Source organism: Ferrimonas sediminicola (genome assembly GCF_005116715.1).
Taxonomy (GTDB): domain Bacteria; phylum Pseudomonadota; class Gammaproteobacteria; order Enterobacterales; family Shewanellaceae; genus Ferrimonas; species Ferrimonas sediminicola.
In genome coordinates, this window is the sequence record NZ_SWCI01000018.1 from 42,932 (window position 1) to 51,061 (window position 8,130).

9 protein-coding genes are annotated in these 8,130 nt (G+C 61.5%); 4 read left to right on the forward strand and 5 right to left on the reverse strand.

Going from position 1 to position 8,130, the window contains the following annotated elements:
* Genes bioD through bioB form a run of 4 tightly spaced genes read right to left on the reverse strand, consistent with a single transcriptional unit; the run spans nt 1 to nt 3,639 of the window.
* The gene (bioD, locus tag FCL40_RS17305) at nt 1–705 is read right to left on the reverse strand and encodes a dethiobiotin synthase (RefSeq protein ID WP_136854543.1); all 705 of its coding nucleotides are present in this window, start codon (nt 703–705) and stop codon (nt 1–3) included.
* Nucleotides 698–1,501, reverse strand: a complete 804-nt coding sequence (gene bioC, locus FCL40_RS17310; protein WP_169307169.1) for a malonyl-ACP O-methyltransferase BioC — start codon at nt 1,499–1,501, stop codon at nt 698–700. Before bioC ends, bioD begins: the two co-directional genes overlap by 8 nt.
* Nucleotides 1,482–2,660, reverse strand: coding sequence for an 8-amino-7-oxononanoate synthase (bioF, locus tag FCL40_RS17315; RefSeq protein ID WP_136854545.1), 1,179 nt, complete (start codon nt 2,658–2,660; stop codon nt 1,482–1,484). The genes bioC and bioF overlap by 20 nt, the downstream gene beginning before the upstream one ends.
* The gene (gene bioB / locus FCL40_RS17320) at nt 2,647–3,639 is read right to left on the reverse strand and encodes a biotin synthase BioB (protein ID WP_229360369.1); all 993 of its coding nucleotides are present in this window, start codon (nt 3,637–3,639) and stop codon (nt 2,647–2,649) included. The genes bioF and bioB overlap by 14 nt, the downstream gene beginning before the upstream one ends.
* A 169-nt stretch (nt 3,640–3,808) precedes the next feature.
* On the opposite strand from bioB, the gene bioA reads away from it, so the two are divergent.
* The 3 genes from bioA (at nt 3,809) to FCL40_RS17335 (ending at nt 6,032) form a co-directional block, all read left to right on the forward strand.
* Nucleotides 3,809–5,086 carry an adenosylmethionine--8-amino-7-oxononanoate transaminase gene (bioA, locus tag FCL40_RS17325; protein ID WP_136854547.1) on the forward strand — a complete coding sequence of 426 codons (1,278 nt, stop codon included), beginning with the start codon at nt 3,809–3,811 and terminating at the stop codon, nt 5,084–5,086.
* Nucleotides 5,087–5,214: 128 nt separating this feature from the next.
* Nucleotides 5,215–5,649, forward strand: a complete 435-nt coding sequence (locus FCL40_RS17330; protein ID WP_136854548.1) for a hypothetical protein — start codon at nt 5,215–5,217, stop codon at nt 5,647–5,649.
* Between the two features lie 17 nt (nt 5,650–5,666).
* Nucleotides 5,667–6,032 (forward strand): MmcQ/YjbR family DNA-binding protein, encoded by a 366-nt coding sequence (locus FCL40_RS17335; RefSeq protein WP_136854549.1) that lies wholly within the window; start codon nt 5,667–5,669, stop codon nt 6,030–6,032.
* Between the two features lie 402 nt (nt 6,033–6,434).
* Here FCL40_RS17335 and FCL40_RS17340 read toward each other — a convergent pair whose 3' ends face one another.
* The gene (locus FCL40_RS17340; protein ID WP_136854550.1) at nt 6,435–7,427 is read right to left on the reverse strand and encodes an integron integrase; all 993 of its coding nucleotides are present in this window, start codon (nt 7,425–7,427) and stop codon (nt 6,435–6,437) included.
* A gap of 253 nt (nt 7,428–7,680) precedes the next feature.
* Here FCL40_RS17340 and FCL40_RS17345 point away from each other — a divergent pair, with 253 nt between their 5' ends.
* The gene (locus tag FCL40_RS17345) at nt 7,681–7,983 is read left to right on the forward strand and encodes a hypothetical protein (protein ID WP_136854551.1); all 303 of its coding nucleotides are present in this window, start codon (nt 7,681–7,683) and stop codon (nt 7,981–7,983) included.
* Nucleotides 7,984–8,130 lie beyond the last annotated feature (147 nt).

The following is an 8,130-nucleotide window of genomic DNA, read 5'->3' on the forward strand; positions in this document are numbered from 1 at the left end:
TCATAGAGAGCCCGGGGGCTGTCGACCCTGGAGGGTCAGCGCTGAAAGGTCCAGGTAGTGGCCGACATCGCCGCCGGTCTCCTGAAGATGGGGGATCCGGCCCAACAGCGGTGTTCCCAGATGCCGGGTCAGATAGGCCAGGTTCTCCTGCTGGCAGGCGGCGTTGGGGTCCACATGGTTGGCGATCCAGCCGGCCAGCCTCAGGCCGTCGGCTTCAATCACTCGCTTGCTCAGAAGGGCATGGTTCAGGCACCCCAGACGAATCCCCACTACCAGGATCACTGGCAGCCTGTGCTCAATCACCCATTGATTCAGGTTCTGGGTGTCCGACAGCGGCACCAGCCAGCCTCCGGCACCTTCTACCACCACCACATCTGCGCTCGCCTGCAACTGCCTCAATCCCTGGGTCAACACCGCGGCATCAATGTTAACGTTGTCCATCGGGGCGGCCAGGTGGGGGGACAGGGGCCGGGTCAGGGCATAGGGGTTGACGCTGGCATAATCCAGGGCAACCGAGCCGGCACGCTGCAAGGTCAGGGCATCGCCATTTCTCAGCCCCTCCGAGGTCTGTTCGCAGCCGGCGGCCACCGGTTTGTAGCCTGCGGTACGCATGCCCAGGGCATTGACCGCCTGCAGCAGCGCCTTGGCCGCCAGGGTCTTGCCGATGTCGGTGTCGGTGCCAGTCACAAAGTAGGTGTCAGTCAAGGGTAAGCACTCCGTAGCAGACCCGGTAGCTCAGGGGCAGTCCGGCCGGGGTCCTGGGTTGACTCTGTGCCTGGTAGGCGCGTTCCAGCCTGGCCAGGGTGGTGCGGTCCAGCAGGCGGTGTCCCTCTCCCTGGTGCAGGTGGGTGGCACCGACCCCCTTCAGGGCGCGCATCACCGCCAGGGCGGAGTCGTAGTGAAGGGTGACGGTCTCGAAAGTCAGCTGGCCGGGGTTGAACCCGGCGGCGGCCACGGCGATCCGCAGCACCTCCTCACTGGGGTAGGGGTTGACCCTGGGCCGATGGTCCACCTGCTGCCAGGCCCGGGCCAGTTCGGTGAGGGACCCCTGGACCAGGGTGCTCAGCAGCAGTCGCCCGCCGGGACGCAGACAGGCTCTCAGCTGGCGCAGGGCGGCGGTCAGATCCTGACTCCATTGCAGCGCCATGCTGGAGAACGCCATATCGAACGAACCCGGCGCCAGCGGCAGGGCGTCGGCGTCCCCCTGCAGGCACAGTGCCTGGGGGCAGCGACTGCGGGTGCGGGTCAGCATCGGTGGCGCCAGGTCCAGGGCGAGAACCCGATGACCCTGGGCCAGTAGCCGTTCGGTGAAATGGCCGCTGCCACAGCCCAGGTCCAGTACCTGTCCCACCGGCATGGGACCGGCCAGGCTGAGCAGGCGCTCACCCACCAGTCGTTGAAACTGGGCGTGGCGATCGTAGCTGTCAGCCGCCCGGCCGAAGGCGCGGCCAATCGCTTCCTTGTTGTGCATCGGTTGAGCGTTATCGGGTCTGGGCAGCATGCCATACCTCATTCAGTGCCTCGGCCAGGGCGACAAGCTGCTCATCGCTGTGACTGGCGCTCAGGGTCAGTCTCAGCCTCGCCTGGCCGGCGGGTACCGTCGGCGGCCGGATGGCGCCGATCCAGAGCCCCTTCTCCCTGAGCGCCGCCGACAGGGCCAGCGCCTTGTGGCTGTCGCCCACCATCAGCGGTTTGATGGGGGTGGGGGTGTTCATCAGGGGGATGGCCGGGTCCAGCCCGGAGGTCAGCAGCCGGGACAGGGTCATCAGCCGATCTCGGCGCCACTGCTGGGACCGAATCTGCCGCACCGACTCCGCCAGGGCACAGGCCTGGGCCGGGGGCAGAGCGGTGGAATAGACCAGGTGACGGGCGAACTGGATCAGGTATTGGGCCAGCTGATTGCTGCAGAGCACCGCCGCCCCGGCGCAGCCAAAGGCCTTGCCAAAGGTGACCACCAGGATGTCGGGCTGAATGGCGGCGGCGGCGCTGCTGCCCCGGCCCTCGGGGCCCAGCACACCGCAGCCGTGGGCGTCGTCCACCATCAGCCAGGCGCCCTGTCTATCACACAGCTGGCGTAGCTCGGCCAGGGGGGCCAGATCCCCGTCCATGCTGAACACCCCCTCGGTGATCACCAGCTTGGGGGTGCCGGGCTCCGCGCCGTCGAGGCGACGGTCCAGGTCGGCGCAGTCGTTATGGGCAAAGCGTTTCATGGTGGCGGGACACAGGTGGCCCGCCTCCTGCAGCGAGGCGTGATTCAACCTGTCCTGCAGCAGCAGATCGCCCTTGTGCATCAGGGCGTGGATCACCGCCTGATTGGCGGCGAAGCCACTGGAGAACAGCAGTGCGGCCTCGAACCCCAGCCAGTCACACAGCTGCTGTTCCAGATCCTGGTGGACCTGGTGATGGCCGGTGACCAAGGGGGAGGCGCCGCTGCCGGCGCCAAAGCGGCGCAGGCCCTCCTGCCACGCCTGGTGGATCGCCTCGCTCTCCGCCAGGCCCAGGTAGTCGTTGCCGCAGAAGTGGTGGTAGAGCCTGCCATCCACCCTGATTTTCGCCCCCTCCAGCCGGTGTATCGGCTGGCGGTGGCGCAGCAGGCCCTGGGACTGTCGGTCGGCCAGGGCCTGGGCGATGCGCGCCTCGAGCGGATCAGCGGCCGGCATCGTAGAACAGATCCTCATCGCCAGGGCGGGAGGCGATGTTGTGGCTGACCCTGGCCATCAGGGCGTCCGCCTCGGCCACGTCGGGACGCTGTGACCTGTGCTCCGAGTTGATCCCCAGCTTGTTGAACAGCAGCAGGTCCTTGTCTTCGGAGGGGTTGGGGGTGGTCAGCAGCTTGCAGCCGTAGAACACCGAGTTGGCCCCGGCCATGAAGCACAGCGCCTGCATCTGCTCGTTCATGTTTTCCCGGCCGGCGGAGAGGCGCACCGCGGATTGGGGCATCATGATGCGGGCGATGGCGATCAGGCGGACGAAGTCGAAGGCCTCCACATCCTCGGCCTCCTCCATGGGGGTGCCCTTGACCTTCACCAGCATGTTGATCGGCACGCTCTCCGGATGGGTGGGCAGGTTGGCCAGCTCCACCAACAGGCCAAAGCGGTCGTCGGCGCTTTCGCCCATGCCGATGATGCCGCCGGAGCACACCTTCATGCCGGCGTCACGGACGTGGCTCAGGGTGTCCAGCCGGTCCTGGTAGGTGCGGGTGGTGATGATGTTGCCGTAGTACTCCCTGGAGGTGTCCAGATTGTGGTTGTAGTAGTCCAGACCGGCGTTGGCCAGCTCTTTGGCCTGATGGGCATCCAGCATCCCCAGAGTCATGCAGGTCTCCATGCCCATCTCCTTGACGCCGCGAATCATCTCCACCAGGTAGGGCATGTCGCGCTCCTTGGGGTTCTTCCAGGCGGCGCCCATACAGAAGCGCTGGGAGCCGGCGGCCTTGGCCTTGCGGGCGGAGTCCAGCACCTGCTCCACCTCCATCAGTCGCTCCTTGTCGATGTCGGTGCGGTAGTGGGCGCTCTGCGGGCAGTATTTGCAGTCCTCGGGGCAGGCGCCGGTCTTGATGGAGAGCAGGGTGCTCACCTGCACCTTGCTGGGATCGTGATATTGGCGGTGGACCTGCTGCGCCTGGAACATCAGCTCCATAAAAGGCAGGTTAAACAGGGTGTCGACCTCTTCCCGGGTCCAGTTATGTCGCAGCTCCACGGCGGCTCCCCAATCAGTGTGTGGTTATAGGTAAATGCTTGGCTAGTCTAATTCAAGCCGATAGACTGTCAACCAACAACAGGTTCAACCATTGACTGCTGATCAAAAAATGACCATCGACATTCAGTTCGACCAAGACCATGTCTGGCACCCCTACACCTCCACCCTGGACCCCTTGCCCTGCTACCCGGTCACCCGGGCCGACGGGGTTCACCTGACCCTGGAGGATGGTCGACGGCTGATCGACGGCATGTCCTCCTGGTGGTCCGCCATTCACGGATACAACCACCCGAGGCTGAACCAGGCCGCCGCCGCCCAGATGGAACGGATGTCCCACGTGATGTTCGGCGGCATCACCCATAAGCCGGCGGTGGAGCTGTGCCGCAAGCTGGTGGCCATGACCCCGGAGCCGTTGCAGAAGGTGTTCCTGGCAGATTCGGGCTCGGTGTCGGTGGAGGTGGCACTGAAGATGGCCCTGCAGTACTGGGCCGCCAAGGGGGAGCGGCGGGCCAAGTTCCTGACCCTGCGCCACGGCTACCATGGCGACACCTTTGCCGCCATGTCGGTGACCGACCCGGAAAACTCCATGCACAGCCTCTACAAGGGGTTCCTGCCGGAGCACCTGTTCGCCGATTCGCCGGAAGGGGGCTTCTCTGATCCCTGGGATCCGGCGGATTTCGACGATTTTCGCCTTATGTTCGTCGCCAATCGCCACCAGTTGGCGGCGGTGATCCTCGAGCCCATTGTCCAGGGGGCCGGGGGGATGCGCTTCTACCACCCCGAGTTCCTGCGCCAGGTGCGGGCGCTGTGCGACGAGCATGGGGTGCTGCTGATCTGCGACGAGATCGCCACCGGCTTCGGCCGTACCGGCAAGCTGTTCGCCTGTGAGCATGCCGACATCAGCCCGGACATCCTCTGCCTGGGCAAGGCGCTGACCGGCGGCTACCTGACCCTGGCTGCGACCCTGACCAGCAAGCATGTGGCCGATACCGTCTGCTCCGGTGAGGCGGGTTGTTTCATGCACGGGCCCACCTTCATGGGCAACCCCCTGGCCTGCGCCGTCGCCAACGCCAGCCTGGACCTGATCAACGAAGGCCATTGGCAGGGCCAGGTTGCCGCCATCGAAGCCCAACTGGCTGAGCGGCTGCCGCCGCTGGCGGCCCTGCCGGTGGTGAAATCGGTGCGCTGGCTCGGGGCCATCGGGGTGGTGGAAACCCATGAGCCGGTGAACGTGGCCGAGATCCAGAGGGCGTTCGTGGAGCAGGGGGTGTGGATCCGCCCCTTCGGCCGGCTGGTCTACATCATGCCTCCCTACATCATCGCCCCGGCGCAGCTGGACCAGGTGGTTCGGGCCATGGCGTTCGGTCTCCGGCAGACTCCGGCCTAGGTCCGCTTTAGCCGCATTAAATACGAGAAAAGTTCGAAAAATCGCCCGGGTTTCTGCTCAGGATCAAGATTGGGGTTCGGCACTGCCTCTAGCATGGAGACTGGCGTCAGACTCAGGGAGAGCAGCGTGTGGGCGCACTCTACAGGCGGACTCAGTTCAGTGGATTGATGGTGTCGGGGCTCACCGCCTTGATGGTGACTTTGTGGTGGGTGGGGTGTGACAGCCCGGCGACCCTGCTGCTTTGTGCCCTGGTGCTGCTGGTGGGCGGGCTGCTCATTTCGCTGACCATCGAGGTGCACCCCGGTTTCCTGCGCTGGTACTTCGGTCCCAGGGTGTGGCGCCGGCAACTCTCTCTCAGCGAGATCGATCAGGTGTCGGTCATCGGCCGCAGTGAAGACGGCCGCTGGCCCATTCACCTGGGGCGCAGCGGCTGGGTGTACCAGGTGTCGGGTCACTACGCGGTGGAACTTCGGCTGCACTGTGGCAAGATAATCCGCCTGGGGACAGATAACCCCTATGAGGTAGTTAACGCCATTCGCCAACATCAGCAGTGCCTGTCCTAACCACAGCGGAGGTGACCATGGATCATCAACAGGCCAAATCCTACCTTCTGGCGCGACCCTGCTGCCTTCTGGATACCCCGTTCGGGCCGGAAGTGGCGGTGTTCAAGGTCAAGGGCAGGATGTTTGCCACTCTGGCCCTGGGCCAGGACAAGCGCCACTACTGGATGAACCTCAAGTGCGACCCGGACGAGGCCCTGGCCCTGCGGGACATCTTCGACGCGGTCGTGCCCGGTTACCACATGAACAAGAAGCACTGGAACACGGTGATTCTGGATGGCTCCATTCCCACCGGCGAGATCCAGCGGATGATCGACAACTCCTATGCCCTGGTAGTGCGTTCCCTGCCCAAACGAGACCGTACCATGGTGGAGGTGCTTCTCTAACCCAGCCTGAGGGGGAACCCTCAGCGACAGATACCAGCGAGTTACTCACCCCAATGCCGCCGGTTCCGGCCTCCCTCGTCCTTGCGGTGGTTTCAGATGCCGCCCTGGGGCAGATCAGCGGTGACTTGCGAGTGGGCGATATCGGGTCAGCCCAAGCGCATTCGCCCCTCTGCTCCAAACGAACGCCGCTTCGGCGGAGTGCCGCCGCTGGGGCAATCCCTTATGGCTAAGTGTTTGATCTGGAATTTTGTTTAACCCATGTTACTGAGGTAGAGTAGTCCATTAACAATCAACACTGCCCGTGAGTGTCTGCGCCCTCCCATGAGACGGCGCCGTGGCGGAGCCATGCCCTAGAAACTCAGTAGATAGAAATTAATCTGATATATTTCATGTGTATATGGGTTAGTGATTGCCAACTCCGCCCTTGTCGAGGCCCAACTGGCTGAGTGGGCTTTGCACGCCATCGGCCCCCATCTGCAGCACATGGGTGTAGATCTGAGTGGTCCTTAGATCGCTGTGGCCCAGTTGGGACTGAATGGTGCGAATGTCGGTGCCCCGCTGAAGCGGGTGAGTGGCAAAGGAGTGTCGAAGGGTGTGGCAGGTGACCTGCTTGTCGATGCCACTGCGCTGGGCCGTGGCTCTGACCGCTTTCCTGAGCGCGGATGGGTGGATATGGTGCCGCCTTAACGCACCGTCAACCGGATCCCTGCTTAACTGTGCCGACGGAAAGAGAAATTGCCAGCCGAGCTCGAATGGCGCATTGGGCAGCTTTTGGGCCAGGGCGAAGGGAAGGCTCACCCCCTGGTAGCTGGGGTTTTGCCGATCTTCAGCCAGGTATCGGCCAACGTGGTCAATCTGATTCTTCAGGGCCGGGAAAAGCTCAGGGGCCAATGTGACCCGACGATGTTTTCCCCCTTTGCTGTTCCAAACCTGGATGCCCGCGTAGCCGAAGTCGATATCCTTGACCCGCAAACGGTAGGTCTCGCTCTTTCGTAAACCACTGCCATACATCAGTTGCATGGGAAGCCGGTACCGGCCCGGGGCATGTCGAAGCAGGGTGGTAACCTCGTCAATGGTTAATACAACGGGCAATTTAGGCTGCCTGCGTGACTGCTGAAACTCCAACGAGAGTCCGAGTGGACGACACAGTATGCAGCGATAGAGGAACACCAGGGCGTTAAGCGCCGTACTCTGGGTCCGCGGTGCCAATGCACATTGATTGGCCAGATAGCTAAGAAATTGCTCCACCTCTTGGTCGCCGACCTCTCTGGGGTGGCGCCTGCCGCAGAAGTGAACAAAGCGTTTTATCCAGAGACAGTAGGTCCGGATGGTGTTTTCGCGATAGCGTCTGGCGCGCATCTGCTCGGTGATGTAGGACAGGAAAGGCGAGGACATGGCAAATTCCACGATACTGTATGTATATACAGTTATAGTCGATGGCCGCCTTTCCGCAAGGCAAGGGTGGGTTGCACGCACTCATACTGTTCAGGAGATCGGTTTTTTAGTCTAATATATTGATTTTAAGCAGTATGTGTCCGACTTTGCTCGATAGGTCGTTGGGGAAAAGCGGACCATGTTATTGAGCAAAAGGCGGAATGGTTCCGCATATTAAACTGTTATACGTTTTTGGGAAATCGGAGGTAAGCAAATGTCTGAAGATGCGATTCAACTTGCAAAGAACCTACTCGAAACAGATGAAAATTATTTAGAAAACATAATTGCATTATCGCGTATTGGAAACGAAATGTATGGGCAATGTTGGGACACTAATTACCACGTATTTGGTCTCATAGCATCGGAGACGGATCATTTACCACTTAATCATGTTCGGGTGAATTGCTCAGAGGAGTTTCTTGCAAAAGCCGATAAAGAGTTAGTTGAGACGATTAAGTTTTATCGTTCTGATGTTGCTAGTGCATGCAATAAGATCATCAGAAATATAAACGTATAACAAGCAATTTAAGAGGGATTTGAAGTTGACCCGTTTTAGTGGACACCAAAATCGATAGATTGAGGTGTCAGAATGCCTGCCTACAAGACAGGAAAACGAACTCAACAGTACAGTGTGGAGTTCAAGGTAAAAGCGGTGACCTGGTCA

What these genes read in the sequence shown, in the direction of transcription:
- bioF (WP_136854545.1), bottom strand. Translation starts at nt 2,660, where the DNA reads ATGCCGGCCGCTGATCCGCTCGAGGCGCGCATCGCCCAGGCCCTGGCC.
- FCL40_RS17335 (WP_136854549.1), top strand. Translation starts at nt 5,667, where the DNA reads ATGGATCATCAACAGGCCAAATCCTACCTTCTGGCGCGACCCTGCTGC.
- bioB (WP_229360369.1), bottom strand. Translation starts at nt 3,639, where the DNA reads ATGGAGCTGATGTTCCAGGCGCAGCAGGTCCACCGCCAATATCACGAT.
- bioA (WP_136854547.1), top strand. Translation starts at nt 3,809, where the DNA reads ATGACCATCGACATTCAGTTCGACCAAGACCATGTCTGGCACCCCTAC.
- FCL40_RS17345 (WP_136854551.1), top strand. Translation starts at nt 7,681, where the DNA reads ATGTCTGAAGATGCGATTCAACTTGCAAAGAACCTACTCGAAACAGAT.
- bioC (WP_169307169.1), bottom strand. Translation starts at nt 1,501, where the DNA reads ATGCTGCCCAGACCCGATAACGCTCAACCGATGCACAACAAGGAAGCG.
- FCL40_RS17340 (WP_136854550.1), bottom strand. Translation starts at nt 7,427, where the DNA reads ATGTCCTCGCCTTTCCTGTCCTACATCACCGAGCAGATGCGCGCCAGA.